General features: G+C 32.1%; 23 protein-coding genes. 2 read left to right on the top strand and 21 right to left on the bottom strand.

All coding sequences use genetic code 11. The features are described from left to right. Positions 1-10: 10 nt before the first annotated feature. The 14 genes from BMY18_RS12260 to BMY18_RS12210 all read right to left on the bottom strand — a co-directional run bounded on the left by BMY18_RS12260 (position 11) and on the right by BMY18_RS12210 (position 7543). Positions 11-472 (bottom strand): GNAT family N-acetyltransferase, encoded by a 462-nt coding sequence (locus BMY18_RS12260; protein ID WP_092454437.1) that lies wholly within the window; start codon positions 470-472, stop codon positions 11-13. A gap of 174 nt (positions 473-646) precedes the next feature. Beyond that, complete coding sequence (locus BMY18_RS21075; RefSeq protein ID WP_170841391.1) at positions 647-787, bottom strand: hypothetical protein; 141 nt, start codon at positions 785-787, stop codon at positions 647-649. Between the two features lie 21 nt (positions 788-808). Continuing rightward, complete coding sequence (locus tag BMY18_RS12255; RefSeq protein ID WP_092454435.1) at positions 809-1522, bottom strand: CTP synthase C-terminal region-related (seleno)protein; 714 nt, start codon at positions 1520-1522, stop codon at positions 809-811. 43 nt (positions 1523-1565) lie between these two features. Then, positions 1566-2048, bottom strand: coding sequence for a GNAT family N-acetyltransferase (locus tag BMY18_RS12250; RefSeq protein WP_092454433.1), 483 nt, complete (start codon positions 2046-2048; stop codon positions 1566-1568). A gap of 578 nt (positions 2049-2626) precedes the next feature. After that, positions 2627-3484: a PHP domain-containing protein gene (locus tag BMY18_RS12245; RefSeq protein ID WP_092454431.1), complete on the bottom strand. Its 858-nt coding sequence runs from the start codon at positions 3482-3484 to the stop codon at positions 2627-2629. Beyond that, positions 3460-3615 (bottom strand): HAD family hydrolase, encoded by a 156-nt coding sequence (locus tag BMY18_RS12240; protein ID WP_092454429.1) that lies wholly within the window; start codon positions 3613-3615, stop codon positions 3460-3462. Before BMY18_RS12240 ends, BMY18_RS12245 begins: the two co-directional genes overlap by 25 nt. 84 nt (positions 3616-3699) lie before the next feature. After that, positions 3700-4575: a site-2 protease family protein gene (locus BMY18_RS12235; RefSeq protein WP_242941027.1), complete on the bottom strand. Its 876-nt coding sequence runs from the start codon at positions 4573-4575 to the stop codon at positions 3700-3702. Continuing rightward, positions 4562-4783 (bottom strand): hypothetical protein, encoded by a 222-nt coding sequence (locus tag BMY18_RS12230; RefSeq protein ID WP_139197276.1) that lies wholly within the window; start codon positions 4781-4783, stop codon positions 4562-4564. Before BMY18_RS12230 ends, BMY18_RS12235 begins: the two co-directional genes overlap by 14 nt. A 288-nt stretch (positions 4784-5071) precedes the next feature. Further along, entirely contained in the window at positions 5072-5200 is a 129-nt protein-coding gene (locus tag BMY18_RS21520; RefSeq protein ID WP_278281015.1) for a hypothetical protein, read from the bottom strand. Positions 5201-5223: 23 nt separating this feature from the next. Next, positions 5224-5541: a hypothetical protein gene (locus tag BMY18_RS12225; RefSeq protein ID WP_092454425.1), complete on the bottom strand. Its 318-nt coding sequence runs from the start codon at positions 5539-5541 to the stop codon at positions 5224-5226. A gap of 252 nt (positions 5542-5793) precedes the next feature. Continuing rightward, complete coding sequence (locus BMY18_RS21070) at positions 5794-5958, bottom strand: hypothetical protein (RefSeq protein WP_170841390.1); 165 nt, start codon at positions 5956-5958, stop codon at positions 5794-5796. Between the two features lie 98 nt (positions 5959-6056). After that, entirely contained in the window at positions 6057-6893 is an 837-nt protein-coding gene (locus tag BMY18_RS12220) for a carbon-nitrogen hydrolase family protein (protein WP_092454423.1), read from the bottom strand. 54 nt (positions 6894-6947) lie between these two features. Continuing rightward, the gene (locus BMY18_RS12215; protein WP_092454421.1) at positions 6948-7352 is read right to left on the bottom strand and encodes a VOC family protein; all 405 of its coding nucleotides are present in this window, start codon (positions 7350-7352) and stop codon (positions 6948-6950) included. Further along, positions 7349-7543, bottom strand: coding sequence for a hypothetical protein (locus tag BMY18_RS12210; protein ID WP_092454419.1), 195 nt, complete (start codon positions 7541-7543; stop codon positions 7349-7351). Before BMY18_RS12210 ends, BMY18_RS12215 begins: the two co-directional genes overlap by 4 nt. Positions 7544-7853: 310 nt before the next feature. Between BMY18_RS12210 and BMY18_RS12205 the strand changes: the two genes are divergently transcribed. After that, positions 7854-8288, top strand: coding sequence for a MarR family winged helix-turn-helix transcriptional regulator (locus tag BMY18_RS12205; RefSeq protein ID WP_092454417.1), 435 nt, complete (start codon positions 7854-7856; stop codon positions 8286-8288). Next, entirely contained in the window at positions 8285-8659 is a 375-nt protein-coding gene (locus BMY18_RS12200; protein WP_092454415.1) for a hypothetical protein, read from the top strand. Before BMY18_RS12205 ends, BMY18_RS12200 begins: the two co-directional genes overlap by 4 nt. Before the next feature lie 22 nt (positions 8660-8681). On the opposite strand, the gene BMY18_RS12195 is transcribed toward BMY18_RS12200, so the two are convergent. The 7 genes from BMY18_RS12195 to BMY18_RS12165 all read right to left on the bottom strand — a co-directional run bounded on the left by BMY18_RS12195 (position 8682) and on the right by BMY18_RS12165 (position 14334). Then, complete coding sequence (locus tag BMY18_RS12195; RefSeq protein ID WP_092454413.1) at positions 8682-8879, bottom strand: YwbE family protein; 198 nt, start codon at positions 8877-8879, stop codon at positions 8682-8684. 450 nt (positions 8880-9329) lie between these two features. Next, positions 9330-10286: an amidohydrolase family protein gene (locus BMY18_RS12190; RefSeq protein WP_092454411.1), complete on the bottom strand. Its 957-nt coding sequence runs from the start codon at positions 10284-10286 to the stop codon at positions 9330-9332. A 48-nt stretch (positions 10287-10334) separates the two neighbouring features. Then, complete coding sequence (locus tag BMY18_RS12185) at positions 10335-10754, bottom strand: pyridoxamine 5'-phosphate oxidase family protein (protein WP_092454409.1); 420 nt, start codon at positions 10752-10754, stop codon at positions 10335-10337. 64 nt (positions 10755-10818) lie between these two features. Continuing rightward, positions 10819-11202, bottom strand: coding sequence for a DUF6483 family protein (locus tag BMY18_RS12180; RefSeq protein WP_092454407.1), 384 nt, complete (start codon positions 11200-11202; stop codon positions 10819-10821). A gap of 179 nt (positions 11203-11381) precedes the next feature. Next, positions 11382-12005: a DUF554 domain-containing protein gene (locus tag BMY18_RS12175; protein ID WP_092454405.1), complete on the bottom strand. Its 624-nt coding sequence runs from the start codon at positions 12003-12005 to the stop codon at positions 11382-11384. Positions 12006-12078: 73 nt separating this feature from the next. Further along, a complete protein-coding gene (locus BMY18_RS12170) occupies positions 12079-12861 on the bottom strand; it encodes an ABC transporter ATP-binding protein (protein ID WP_092454403.1) in 783 nt (260 codons plus the stop codon). Positions 12862-12921: 60 nt separating this feature from the next. Further along, positions 12922-14334, bottom strand: coding sequence for a VanZ family protein (locus BMY18_RS12165; RefSeq protein ID WP_092454401.1), 1413 nt, complete (start codon positions 14332-14334; stop codon positions 12922-12924). Positions 14335-14358 lie beyond the last annotated feature (24 nt).

Below are 14358 nucleotides of genomic sequence, written 5' to 3'. Positions count from 1 at the left end.
CTTTTTGCGCCTACTTTAATTCCATCTCATTGTGCATTTGCTTAAACCCATATTTTTTATACAACGGTAGACCCATTTCGGTTGCTTCCAACGTAATAAAATCAACCTTCTTATTTTTTGCCTCATTAACCAATAGATCTAATGTTTTATAAGCGATACCTTTTCTACGATAGTCTGGATGGGTGTACATGTTCATTATATATGCTTTAATACCTTGTGGATTATTATAAGTTGGCATGACTTTATAAAAGCTCACTCCGCCTGCACCAACAAACCGATTGTCATCAATTACCAAATAAGCAATATGTTCTCCATTTACCAAATATTTTTTATAATAATTATAGGATTCTTTTTCAATTACAGTCATATCTACATCATATGAAAGTTTATTTGCTACTCTTAGGACTTGTACCCTCATCTTGGTCAATATATCGATATCTGATATATCTGCTTTTTTATAAATAAAATTCATTTGTGAAACCTCCCTCATTCTCAAATATATTTATATCTGCAATTTTTTTATACTATCATAATTACCTCTTTCTAGTTCTATCATATTTATCTCTTTCTTGTTCTATCATTTCATAATGAAAATCTGAATAATATGAATTCCATAGAATCTCTTTGTAATTAAGCAAAATGAATTCTATCTGTATATCCTTGGTTGAATCAACCAGATTTTTAATATTTTTATTAGATCATTATCACCTTTACTTATGCTATCAAGCAGGTCTGATATGTATTTAACAGCATCCCCCTCTATTAAATAAATGCTTCCTAAATGCATATTTCAATCCTCCTCATAAATTTATGATCTTGCATCACTAAACGTTTTAGCCGAACTTAAGTATTTTGAAATTAATGGATGTGGATTTTCATATGTAGAACTTAGCTGAGGTTGAAATAGTGAAACAAAAAAAAAGGTATTATCTTTAATTGTCATAATACGAGCTTCTTCGTTTTCATCTGTACCAACAACCTTAAAACCATTTTGATTTAGTAGATTTTGAAAGTCCTTATTTAATCCGAAACTACAATTATACTTTTCTATGATTTCAGTGCAATCATATATATTATATAATTTGGAATTTTTATCGATAAAAATGCGTTTTTCTTGTCCAAGAAGTGAGCATGATAGCGCAGTTATAAAATCATTTGCGTCATAAGGATTGAAGTTAATATCTTTTAAATTATTGATTTGTAATACATTTCTACCATATTCAATTACTGCATGTTGAAAACCGCCACAAGTACCGATGAACGGATAATCATTTTCTCTTGCATATTGAATAGCATTAATTGCCCCATTCATACTTTTATATGGACTACCAGGTGCACACCATAACCCATCAAAACATTGTAAATCTTGTTCATCCTTTTCAAATTCAACAGTATCTATCCATTTGATTTGGATTTCCATTCCTAACTTTTTCGCACTATGTTTAAGCGCTTCTTCTGTTGCTAAGTGAGATGGACGACCATCATAGTCTCCAATAATTCCAATTCTGACTTTTCGACTCATTTTTTCTCCCCCCAAAAATCAAATTTTCACATTCACTATAAACTCATTTTTCAGACTCGTTTTTATCCTCATTTTTTAGGCCTTTTTCAGACTCATTCTCCAGATCATTTATCATACTAAGACCCTGATCCCTGAGCATCCCACATTTGTCACTTGGCAAATATGAGAATTTGAACTTACTATATAATTTATCTGCAGGTGCATTTGCTATCAAACAAATGTAACTATCTTCATAAGTGTTTCGATTTAGGTACTGATCGATTTCTTGCATTATAATTGTAGCATATCCTTGTCGTTGATATTTTGGATCAACCATTACATCGCTAATAATATAAGTAATTCCACCATCTCCAACGATTCTACCAAAGCCAATCAAACTTTCACCATTATCTTCATATATGGATACTGTAAACAACGAATTTTTGAGAGCAGTTGCTGCTCTTCCCTGATCTTTTCCACCCATTCCAGATTTCATTCGTAAGCTAATATAACTATGTGTACTAGGTTTGTTATATTCGATTCTCATATTTTCCTCCATTCTATAAATAATATATTTACTAATTTAATTTTCGTTTTCCATTTCATTTTTATGATTTACTATCTTTGATTCTATATATTTTTATCCTTCCAACTTTTCTTAAACGCTTCCTTCTCACAATATGTCCATACTGTAAGGATTATTAAAACAAATGCACATGCATAAACTATAAGAAGAATAAACTCCATACTCATAAAAAATCTCTCTTCATTATATTAATATTTACGTATCTTTATCGTTATTTTTTTAACCAAACGAAATGACTTCACAATTTCTTCAACTTTTATATGTAAATTGTTCACTGCGCATTCACTTTTGGTACATAATTGATATGTATACTAGGAATATAAGTTAACTAAGCAACAGGAAAATCCCTCCTGTGAAAAGTCAACTTACACAAACTAAAATAACTTAATTTTTCATAAAATGGCAAGTATATTTCACTATATACTTGCCACTCCTCTTTTTATGGGGTGATTACAAGAATAATCATGAATACGCTGTATACGTTTATCTCTTTATCATCTACATTTTCCAAAAAAAATTTCTAACCTAATCTATAATTTTCAATCACTTACTAATATTTTTCCTATATCAACCTGCTCAATGGTAGTATTCATTTGGCCTATAAATGTGTTTTCAAAGCTACCATGGCAATCTGATCCGCTTGTTATAATCAAATTACGTTCTTTACAAATATCAAGACAAATATCCGTAATCTCTTGGCTATGGCTTGGATAATAACATTCGATTCCATCTAACCCCAAATCTACAAGCGCAATTAATTTGTTGTGAAATATACTGCTATCGTTTTCTTTAATGACTTTACCTGGATGTGCTAATATCGCTTTTCCTCCTGCTTTATGAATCCACTGACATAATTCACTTATTCCTGGGAAACTGACACAGGTATAAGAATGATTATACTGTGCATATAATAGATATCCCCCATATAACGAATCTGCTAGCCCTTTATGCACAAAATAGTGTAAAGCCTTCCACCCACCAAGATTTTTATTATATGAATACTTTAAATATTCATCATATGAAATATTAGGATTATCTTTTTTCATTTTCGCAATCAATTTTTCATTTACTTCTTCTAACAGTTCGCTATTTTTTAGTACCCTATTATTAAATTCTTCATCTTCTAAATCAATTCCATATGCCAATATATGAAAATTCATATCATTTTCTATGGCATCTAGTTCCACTCCTGAAATACACTTAATATCTTTATTCTTAGCAAGTTCGAGAAGCTCTTTACTTCCATCAATCGTTTCATGGTCAGTAATCGCCAATATAGACACTCCTTTTTTTAATGCCTCTTCAATTATTTCACTGGGTGACATCGTTCCATTTGAAAAATAAGAATGTATATGTAAATCAACCAGGTTTTTCATATCATATGTGCTTCTAACCATTTCCCTACGCCATCCTCGTCATTATTTTTGCATATATCATCGGATATTTCTTTTACTTCAATAATTGCATTGCTTACTGATACACCAATGCCACACGCTTGTAGCATTTCGATGCTCATTTCGATGCTCATTTAGTGCCTCCTCTATTTTTCTATATGTACGCATGCTTTACTCCATATTAAAATACTGCTATTTTGTTAATATCAAATATAATATCAACTTCTAAATAAGTTGACATGTATTCCATGAATATAGACCATGCCCAGGCCTAGCGTAGCCAAGAGCCCAAAATAAACAATTGCAAAGAGGAGCCTGTTTAATGGCTTCACTTTAAAATATTCCTTATTTGGATTTTTAAATTGCTTTATTATTTCAGAAATCCCCAAAATTAGGATCAGCAATAATATCGGATTGAAATATTTAAATAGAAATACAACGGCAATTGGCAACCCAATCAACCATAACCAAGGCGAAATCGCTGTTACTGCTCTTCCTCCATCTAAAGGGCGAATCGGAATTAGGTTAAATAAATTAAGCATAAAACCCGTATATGCAAGGGCTAACCAAATATCTTGTTTTAATGGATAATATAATAGCATACATATAAATGCTGCAATGCTGCCTAAAATAGGTCCACCCAAGCCAACCTTAGCTTCCACTTCTGCATTTTCGGGCATCTCTTTCATATTGATAAACGCTCCTGCAAAAGGTATAAATAATGGTAATGAGACATCTAAGTGAAATAATTTTGCGGTAATATAATGTCCCATCTCATGAATCAAAAGCAAAACGACAAATCCTACTCCAAATGCAAAGCCATACAATTGAGCATATATCCATATCATCAAAAACATAGATAGGAAAGTTGAAGCGAATTTACCTAGTTTAAGCAAAATAATAAGTGATTTAAATTTGGTGAAGATAACAAAAATCGCTCCAAAAAAGCCAATGATTCCTTTGTTTTTTTTCTTTTTTTTCATTGCTTCAGGTGGTATTTCTACCGTTGGGATTCCTTCGGATTGTACTACTTCATTATATCCTCTATTTTCAAAACTGGGTGCAGGTGTTTTAAATTCATCATTGTTTTCCATAATTGTCCTCATTTCTATGCATCTTTCTGTGAATTTCTAGCTTGTGCAATTCTAACTTGTGGATTTCTAGTTTGTGCATTTCTAGTTTGTGCATTTCTAGCTTGTACAATCGTAGTGCCTTGCTAATCAAGCATGCGACTGTAGTAAACATCTTTTTTTTATTTTCATTATCGAATCCCTTTCCCCTAACAAATAATGTATTTTTCATAAGCAAACCCCTTATCTCGCACTTTTTCGACAATTTCATTTCTATATTCTGCCTTAATATGACACAATAATTCACAGTTTCTTCAAAGTTTAATTGCAAATTGTTCATCAATTATTCACTTTCATGACATAATTGGTATGTATACTATAAATATAAGTTAACCTAGGAACAAGAAAATCCCTCTTGCGGAAAGCTAACTTACTTAATACAATAACTTAATTTTTCATAAGATGGCAAGTATATCCACTGTATACTTGCCATACCTCTTTTTACGGGTACCCTTTTCCCTTATTTTAAATCCGACTTTCTTGCTTCTCTTTTAACTTTTGCAGGAAATCTTATTTCGAAGTCTTCTAGTACTTCTTCTTTTACATCAAAACATTTATCAAAATCATATACCCCTGAACACTTTATCAAATATCCTTCTTCCAGTTACGGTATCACTTTATTTGCTCAAACAAAATCATTTGAACCCATCCACCTTTATCCATCATAACCATATGTTTATCTTCTTCACTAGTCGGTATATGCAGTATATCGCCCTTATTGAAGCATTCTATCTTACCATTAAAATCAATTTTACATTCTCCATCAACTACATAACCCGAATGTCCATTTTTACACCAATCGGGTTCTTTAAGTCCTTCTGAAAACTCAACTAAGCGAATTTTTTGATTACCACCAATAAATGCTTTATATTTAAATCCAATCGCTGCCTCTATCCATTCAATTTTATTAAACTCTACCTTGTGATTCAATTTGTTATCTCCCTTCGTAACTTTCAAGTTACATAAATATTGTATTTTAATATAAAAATAGCCACAGACTCGCTTGGGAATCTGTAGCTAATAAAATGTCTATACGAAATATTATAAATTTTAATAATCCCCATCACAATATATTCCCCAACATCTTGTCTGAATTAATTTTATTACATTTACATTGATATTTCAAGTAATTTCAATCTGATTTAATACAATTATTGGTAATACCATATCCGGTAAAATTAATTAATCTACCTTTATTTCATTTTCACAAACTGGACAAGTTACATAATTGCAATATTTATTCATATTAACTTGTTGTTTATGAATATCTTTTACTTCATATTCCAGTACTGAACCACATTTACTACATTCAATTTGCTTCGGATTGCCTTTTCTTATTATTTTCATGTTTTCTCCAATCTCATCGTATGTGAATTTGTATCTAATTGTATCACATAATATCTGGTAACACCTCTTCTAATATTAACAAACATTGATACAATGTTTTATCTAACAAATGGTTCTTTCACTTCTTTATTTAGCAGTTCTGTGTAAGTATTAACTTTTCGATATGTATTGCCCATCATCTCACGGCTTCTATAATTTCTCAACTCTATCAAGTCATATTCCGCGATATAAATTTGTTCTGAATACTCATCTGCAACAAATATATCCATATCTATGCATTGACCATCTTTATCCCAAGGAATAGGACTAAATGCACACGAACATCCTGCATTTTTACCAGGTGGGTTTGCCATAACGACACCTACCATATTTTCATATGCTCTTGTTGATAATGCATTCAATCTTGGTCTCATCGAGCAACAATTATTTGGTACCAAAATAATCTCTGCACCTTTTAACATTAAAATTCTTGCACTTTCTGGATACTCACGATCGTAGCAAATCATAATACCAATTTTTACTCCATCAAAATCACATACTTGAAAGTTTTCCCCACTTTCAAGACATTTTTCATCTGCGAAATCACAAGTATGAACTTTGTCATATTTCATTACTATTTTCCCTTGCTTATCAATGACAAATGCACTATTTCTAGCTTTTGAAATTCCTTTTGTAAATGCTGTAATTACCACACCCATAGATAGTTCTTTTGCTTTATCACAAAAAGATTGAATGTACTTACTATCCTTATCAATTGCTTCCTCATACGCGATTGGCAAATCGTATCCAGTTATAAAACATTCAGGAAACAAAAGGATATCAGCACCGGCCTTACTTGCTTTATCCATTTCTTCTATACCGATATCTGTATTTCGCTTAAAATTACGGCCAGATGAGCTTTTCTGTAATACAGCAATTTTAAATTTATCATTCATAAATTCGAGGTCCTCTCTTATTTTTTTGTGCTAAAAATACAGACTATGGTTGTATTATTCAAAAAACGATAGAAAACTCCCGTCAACTGTAGTAACGGTGCATGTCTTTCCACCCCAAGGTTCTTCCTTTACTTCAGTGATTTCATCCCAACCTTTATTCTTAACAAACTCATATAATTGTTCGATACCTTGTACCTGAATAAACGCTACTTGTAGTTGCAGTGGCGCTCCCATGAACATGTGAATTCCAGTAAATGGAGCAATATGAAGCTCTTCAATCTCTGTTGGTATATTATAGACACATCCATAGTTTCCATTACCTATGTCATCCCTTGACTCAATCTTCCCATACCACCCAAGAATTTCTTCAAACCACCGCAACGTTGTATCCATATCTTCTGTATAATAAACAGCACCTGTTTCTTTTACTACATAACCTCGTTCACTAAAATCACTCATTCATAATTCTCCTCAAGACTATTTTCATAAATACCCATAAATCCCGATACTTTCCGTGCCTGTGCTACCGTCTCTGCATCTTTCGTTGTTGTTAATTGCCATCCATATATTCCGTACATATCATAGTTCCATCTTGATAATGGAAGACGTTTATATTCCTTTTGAATGGCAGCAATTCCTTCTTTAGTCAAAGATCTCTTTTTCCTTTTCAATATAAGAAACTTTTTATTAATTTATAAAAAAATAACAGACTCATCTGGGAATCTGATATAAATAGCGAATAGTAAATATTATATTAAAAATAAAATCTAATTAAACATTCCCCCTACAATATATTCCCCAACATCTTGTAATGAAATAATCTTATAACTTTTTCGCACTTATTTCAAGTTATTTTATGATGAAATATTTAATTTACATTGACAATCAAATTCAATACATTATAATAGTAAGTATACATACTTTATGTGAATTTACTATTATAGTAGAAATGAGGTAATTATGGAGATACAACAAATATTAGGGTATTTACTTAATACCAGTTCCAAGCTGATCAAAAGAACAATGGACGATAACTTAAGCGAGTTCAATATCACAACATCTCAGTGGGCAGTTCTAAAGCTTCTTGCCACGAAAGGCCCATTAACACAAACAGCGATTGCGAAAGAACTATTAGGCGATAAAGCAACCGCTGGAGAAATCATTTTAAGATTATATGAAAAAAAATATGTGGAAAAATCGATGGATAAAAAGGATAAAAGGATGAATGTAGTCAGCTTAACTCCTAAAGCCAAGGTCCTGATAAATGATATGGAAAAAATGGCTATTGATGTAACCAACAAGGCATTAGATGGTTTGGATTATAATGATATACAAATATTAAATAAATCTTTAAATAAAATAATTAATAATTTATCAAAGGAGGGGACGTTATGACTTGGGGAGAAGAGATTTTTAGAGCATTATTATTAACCTTTGGTATGACTGAAATCATTACTAATATATCATATTTAACCAAAGTAAACGGCTTGGATTTAGCCCGGAAACAACATGGTGAATTACCTCCCCATGTTGCATTAGCGAAAATTAAGTTAAAGGTAGTATTTATGTTGCTGTTTGGAATTATATTTTTTGTAGCTTCGTTATCTACTTATATACTTCACAAATATATTGCTATTGTTATTTTTGTACCTGCAATATTGTTTTGTTTTTATGGAGTAATAGAAGCTTTATATTATAGATATTGGAAAACATTTGGCTTTGCATTTGTAACAATATTATTACTAATTGCTTCTTTTTTGATTTAATATTTGAACAATCAATCATATATTACTCAATTATCTTTTGTACCCTACCGACCATATCTTTCTCACTCAGCATAACTTTAATTCCATGCGGATGAAATTTACTATTTGTCAGGATTCTTTTTACATGTCCCCTTGTTAATATTCCTGTTGGTTGATCCTTTTTTAATACAATATCAACCTCTGCACCTATTTTAATATCGTCTCTATTTTGTCCATTCATTTGACAATTCCTTCTTTCTCGATAATCAGCTCTATCTATGTTCTTTAACTTCTATATTCATAAACTTCTATATTCAAGTACATCCGAACTTTTATCTACTTTTTCAAAAAATTATATCCAGATTTTTAAACCTATTTTCTGCAGTTTCATTATAACATTAGTTTGTATGATTTGAAAATATTTCTTTAATTCCGGTTAAATTATTTTAAATTACTTTGAAAGGGTACTTAAAAATCAAGCACCCTATTGTATAATCAAATCAAGAAAAGCGGTCAGATACAAAAGCTGATGCCCTCGTATATGAATTAACTTAGAGAAATAAGCATCCTAGACGTTGGACGGCCAGGATACTTATTTCTTTTTAGTTTTGTTATCTATGTAAGATAAAGCCTTAAATATTACTAACAATAAAATTAATATTCTGCATTTACGACTTCTCTAATTTTTTTCTTATAATTTCTTCAATCCATTTACCCTAATATCATCTAATTCTTCAGCTTTCAAGGTTTCATTTTCATACAACCGCAAATACTCTTTGGATACATCACTATCAAATATTAAAATATCATCTGAATTGATTGTGACATTTACTCCTGCCCGATATAACTTCTGAATCGGATGATTTTTAATATCTTTAGCTCTACCTAACTTCACATTACTACTTGGTGTTACGTTGAGTCTAATATTATGATCAACTAAATATTGTATTACACCTTGGGAATCTACGGCCGCAATCCCGTGCTGGACCTCATCAAGTTCTAATAGTTCGATTCCTTTTTGAATATCTTGCGCAGTTCCCCATTCTCCGATATGTGCTTTTAGTCTCAAACCATTATCCTTCGCCTTATTGTAAATCTCAACGAAATTTTCTATTGGTTGCGCCAATTCATCTCCATACAGGTCAATGGAATAAAATTCTTTGTATCCCCAAAAGTGATCCAAACATTTCATCAGATAGTCGACTTTGCAATGTCTTGACAAACCAATTTGCATCCTTAATTCTACCTCTGGTGCAATTGTACTATTTGCATTACGAAAGGTTTCAATTAACTCGTCAATATCATTATGAAAGAACTTTCCTAGTCCCCAGACATCTTCTCCAATTTCAAGTACTTTAACGCCATCTTCTTTTGCCTGGACAAACGTCGCTTCAATTAGAAGTTTTCTCATCTGCGTACTATCAAATTTCCCACCAATATATTCGCCATTCCAGTCATGCATATCCTGCATAGAGGATAACACGCCCTGATGACACGGGATACTAATTCCCGACATTTTCTTAATATACTGGCGATTTCCACCTAGCACAAAATGATTATGTAAGTCGGATTTGGGTACCTTTTTTAAAGTTTCTGTATCATGGTCTTTCAATGCCGCCATAAATTGTTTTGTGTATAAATCTTGCATAAAAATTTTCCCCTTTCAACTTCAGATTTATTTTCCATCACCAAAACTTCACTCAACCGTGAACTCCTCTGATTTAAAGTTGCTATAATATCTACCCGATATTGCAGTAAATTTAAGCACACAGTAATCCGGATCAGTCACACCTTTTGGATAATACATTCTATCACCAATTTTCCATATCATATCCTTAGTTAGCTTGTCTTCCATCACTTCAATAGTACCTTTGAGCATAACCCCTCTAAAAAATCGATTATCACAAAAATATATACTCGCTTTAGGATTTACACGATACTGCCCCACACGCATTGAAGATGTGTTGGTCGTAAAATATATAGTTTTAATCCCATCTCTTTTCCGTGGTGCAAGCATAGCCTTTGTATTGGGGAAACCCTCTGAATCCACAGAGCTAATAAATGCTACTTTTTGCTTATCGATTATATTGCTAATTGTTTTTTCTGCATCCCTCATTACATTAATCCTCCAAACAACTATTCGTTTTTTAACTGATTATATATACTTGAATTTTTTTCAATTAATCAATATCTAAAAATGAAGTGGTCAAACCACCATATCCATACATTTTAGACATGTCCTTGATTCCTTCTACAATTTCTTTTTTTGTGTAGTTGCATTCTTCCAAAAAATCTTGATCTATTTCATTCAAATAGGAATAGAATTTAAGCGCCATCTCAAATTGTTTAATATCACTATAGTCCAATTCTTCTATTAATATGTTCTCGGCCTCATTTATTTTTCCAGCATTTATTAAGTCGGTCAACCGTATATATTTTTGAGCTGTCTCCTCATCTTCTAATTCTATATTGTCTTCCTGATTTGCCTCAATTTGAAATACTAGTTTTAATATAGTTCTAATATTCCCACTTATGAGACGTGTTATATAATCTTGTTCAACCATAATTTAATAATCTCCTTTACTTTCAAAATAAGTAAAAATTGCTATTACTTTAATCATTCTTATCGCATTAATCATTCTTATAAATTTAATCGTTCTTGTAATTTAATCGTCTTTATAAATTTAATCGTTCTTATAATTTAACAGTTCTTACTTGATTATTCTTATCAGTTTAATCGTTCTTATCTAATAAAATATATAATAATTTCATAGACCACCGGAACAAGCAATGCCGGCAGCAAATTACCCACCTTGATTTTTTTACCAAAACAAATATTAATTCCAATTCCAAAAATCAGAGCTGATCCAATATATGATAATTCTGATATTAATGCACCAGTTAGATAGGGCGCTATCAATACTGCGCCTAACGTTATCAACCCCTGATAGATACCAAGCGGTATCGCAGAAAAAATCGCTCCTATTCCAAATACCGATGCGAATATCAAGACGATAATTCCATCTAATAAGGCTTTGGTATAAAGCATTGATGGATCACCTGTTAATCCATCCTGAATGGAACCGACAACTGCCATAGCACCAACACAAACAACTAGTGTTGCGGTTACAAAGCCATCTACAAATTTGGTGTCGCTTTGTACTTTTATCAACACTTTCAATTTTTCACCTAAATGGTCTATTTTTTCTTCCAAATCGATTACTTCACCGATCAATCCGCCAATTACTAAGGAGCCAATTAATAGAAGGGTTCCACTGGTTTCTATGGTTCCATTTGTCACGGTAAACATCCCAGAAAGAGTTCCTTCAATACCGATAAAAATAGTTGCTAGCCCGCATGCTTGCATTAATGTGCCATATCATTCGTATACGTTCTACCTTGAATGACAAATTCATCATTGATTTCTACTGGCCGCCAGTCTACAATTCAAATACTCTATCAAATTCATGAAATGATGAAGTTCGATGTGTTACCATAATCACAATTCTGTTTCCCATGAGCTTTTTCATTGCTAGATTAATCTTATTTTCGCTCTCAACATCTAACGCCGATGAAGGTTCATCCATAAGTAATATTGGCGAATTTTTCATAAATGCTCTTGCAATTGCAATTCTTTGACGTTGCCCACCAGAAAGATTCCTTCCACCAGAAGATAAAATCGTATCATATCCGTCTGGCATCTCACTTATAAAATCATGTGCATATGCCATTTTCGCAGCATTTTTGGCCATCGTTTCATCTACATAAGGATTTCCAAATAATATATTTTCCATAACTGTGCCTTCAAACAAATAGTTTTCCTGTGGTACATATGTTATCATACTTCTCAGCTGTTTTAAACTATATTCTTCGATATTATGACCACATATCCTAATTGTACCTTCTGATTGATCATAGAAGCGCATAAGCACCTTTAGTATCGTACTTTTGCCACAACCTGACTCGCCCACGAGCATAACCTTTTCACCATTTTTTATCTGTAGATTAAAATTATGTAATATAGGCTCTCTATCTTTATAAGCAAACGTAAGTCTTTCTATATTAATTCCTTCTTCATATGCCAGATCTAAATCCTTACCATTAGAAATACTACTAGTAGTATCAACCTCGTTTTCATTTGATTCAAGAAAGTCAAATACTCGCTGCGCCTCTACCAATAGCGATGTTATATCCGCTAATGCCCCACCTAGAAACTGTAACATACAATCTTTTCATATGTCAAAATATCCTTTCTAGTTGTCGCCTTGTAATTAATTCATTTATTATTTAATACATGGGATTACAATTGTTGTCTCTCTTCCATTTACCAAAGTCAAAAATTCATATACCGGCTGAAAATACCCTTTGGAATCCATTCTATAACTTAGGTCTACTGACTGGATCGCCAGTTGTTTAATAGCGCCAGATGAATTATAATACAAGAATTTTCCCTCTTTTATTCGTTCGTATGCCTCCTGCTCAGATATAATATTGCATTTTTTGTACCTGCTATATGCGATTATATTATTGCGAATACTCGCAATTTTTCCATTCTCATTCACTATACATCTCAATTCTCCATCTGTTATGGTATTTCCTTCTAAGTACTTTTTAACGGAAATCGTATAGGTACCACCATCTTTCCTTGAAAATTCTGATTTATCTGGAATTGATATTCCATATAATGAAAGTGCTTTCTTGACAGTTTCAAAATCACATTCCATTTTTTCGTTTACCTGTATTTCATCAAAATCTGTAAAACCGATCTTAAATCCTACATAATCCACGGAGAGAGAATAATTTCCATCCATTGAGTGAAAAATAGCCGCATATTCAAATATATCATTCTTTGATTCATTTACACTGGTATTCAGTTTAGCAAAAAATTCATTAGCAAACTCAAGTGTTTCGGAGAAATTTCCTATCTTTGTATTGTAAATGTCTCCCGATTTCTCTTGTTTCGATAATACTGTATTGACTGAATATTTCGCCTTTGACATATTCACCTTGTAATTATAATTCTCGCTTAAGTTTCCATATTCCTGATGCTGATATACTATAAAGATACATGCAAATCCTATAACCGTTACTATTAATGGTAACTGCATAGAAATAATTTTCCAAATAGAATGCTTATTATTTTTTCCCTTAAAAATTGCAAGGACTAGCATCACCAAACCATATCCTATTACAGTACCAATTGTATTATTAAAAATATCATCAATCTCAGAGATTCCACTTTTAGCAAATAACTGTATCCCCTCAATTAATACAGTCAGCAGCAATCCTGAAAGATACGTTTTCCAAATAACTTTAAAACGCTTTGACCAAAGTGGAAGTAGGAAGCCCAATGGAACAAACATCAAAATATTCAATATAATATTTCGCCACTCTATAGATGAAGCATGGTTCCACGCCGCCCTATAAGAGCTGAATAATTGAAAATTAATGTTAGCATTGTTCCAAGAAGAACTTCGTCTGCCAAGCAACGTGGCCCCGAAGACCACCATAATATAACAGATAAACACTGCACTTATTAGTATTTTCCTATTCGACAGTTTTTTCGTACCCTTCATGATTTTTCTATATATTATATAATATAAAATAACGAAAACAACTGCTGCTAATATGACTGCTGCGATTCCCAATGTCAGATATTCTTTTGCCTGATACACTATCTGCATTATTTCATCCATTTTTTCTACTCCCCCTCATTCGCT

It is taken from the genome of [Clostridium] fimetarium (genome assembly GCF_900111235.1).
In the GTDB taxonomy this organism is placed as follows: domain Bacteria; phylum Bacillota; class Clostridia; order Lachnospirales; family Lachnospiraceae; genus Clostridium_N; species Clostridium_N fimetarium.
This window is presented reverse-complemented; position numbering and strand designations above follow the sequence as displayed.

Coding starts and splice junctions, on each gene's coding strand:
- BMY18_RS12260 (WP_092454437.1), bottom strand. CDS start 472: ATGAATTTTATTTATAAAAAAGCAGATATATCAGATATCGATATATTG.
- BMY18_RS21075 (WP_170841391.1), bottom strand. CDS start 787: ATGCATTTAGGAAGCATTTATTTAATAGAGGGGGATGCTGTTAAATAC.
- BMY18_RS12255 (WP_092454435.1), bottom strand. CDS start 1,522: ATGAGTCGAAAAGTCAGAATTGGAATTATTGGAGACTATGATGGTCGT.
- BMY18_RS12250 (WP_092454433.1), bottom strand. CDS start 2,048: ATGAGAATCGAATATAACAAACCTAGTACACATAGTTATATTAGCTTA.
- BMY18_RS12245 (WP_092454431.1), bottom strand. CDS start 3,484: ATGGTTAGAAGCACATATGATATGAAAAACCTGGTTGATTTACATATA.
- BMY18_RS12240 (WP_092454429.1), bottom strand. CDS start 3,615: ATGAGCATCGAAATGAGCATCGAAATGCTACAAGCGTGTGGCATTGGT.
- BMY18_RS12235 (WP_242941027.1), bottom strand. CDS start 4,575: ATGGAAAACAATGATGAATTTAAAACACCTGCACCCAGTTTTGAAAAT.
- BMY18_RS12230 (WP_139197276.1), bottom strand. CDS start 4,783: ATGAAAAATACATTATTTGTTAGGGGAAAGGGATTCGATAATGAAAAT.
- BMY18_RS21070 (WP_170841390.1), bottom strand. CDS start 5,958: ATGAAAATAATAAGAAAAGGCAATCCGAAGCAAATTGAATGTAGTAAA.
- BMY18_RS12220 (WP_092454423.1), bottom strand. CDS start 6,893: ATGAATGATAAATTTAAAATTGCTGTATTACAGAAAAGCTCATCTGGC.
- BMY18_RS12215 (WP_092454421.1), bottom strand. CDS start 7,352: ATGAGTGATTTTAGTGAACGAGGTTATGTAGTAAAAGAAACAGGTGCT.
- BMY18_RS12205 (WP_092454417.1), top strand. CDS start 7,854: ATGGAGATACAACAAATATTAGGGTATTTACTTAATACCAGTTCCAAG.
- BMY18_RS12200 (WP_092454415.1), top strand. CDS start 8,285: ATGACTTGGGGAGAAGAGATTTTTAGAGCATTATTATTAACCTTTGGT.
- BMY18_RS12195 (WP_092454413.1), bottom strand. CDS start 8,879: ATGAATGGACAAAATAGAGACGATATTAAAATAGGTGCAGAGGTTGAT.
- BMY18_RS12190 (WP_092454411.1), bottom strand. CDS start 10,286: ATGCAAGATTTATACACAAAACAATTTATGGCGGCATTGAAAGACCAT.
- BMY18_RS12185 (WP_092454409.1), bottom strand. CDS start 10,754: ATGAGGGATGCAGAAAAAACAATTAGCAATATAATCGATAAGCAAAAA.
- BMY18_RS12180 (WP_092454407.1), bottom strand. CDS start 11,202: ATGGTTGAACAAGATTATATAACACGTCTCATAAGTGGGAATATTAGA.
- BMY18_RS12175 (WP_092454405.1), bottom strand. CDS start 12,005: ATGCAAGCATGCGGGCTAGCAACTATTTTTATCGGTATTGAAGGAACT.
- BMY18_RS12170 (WP_092454403.1), bottom strand. CDS start 12,861: ATGTTACAGTTTCTAGGTGGGGCATTAGCGGATATAACATCGCTATTG.
- BMY18_RS12165 (WP_092454401.1), bottom strand. CDS start 14,334: ATGGATGAAATAATGCAGATAGTGTATCAGGCAAAAGAATATCTGACA.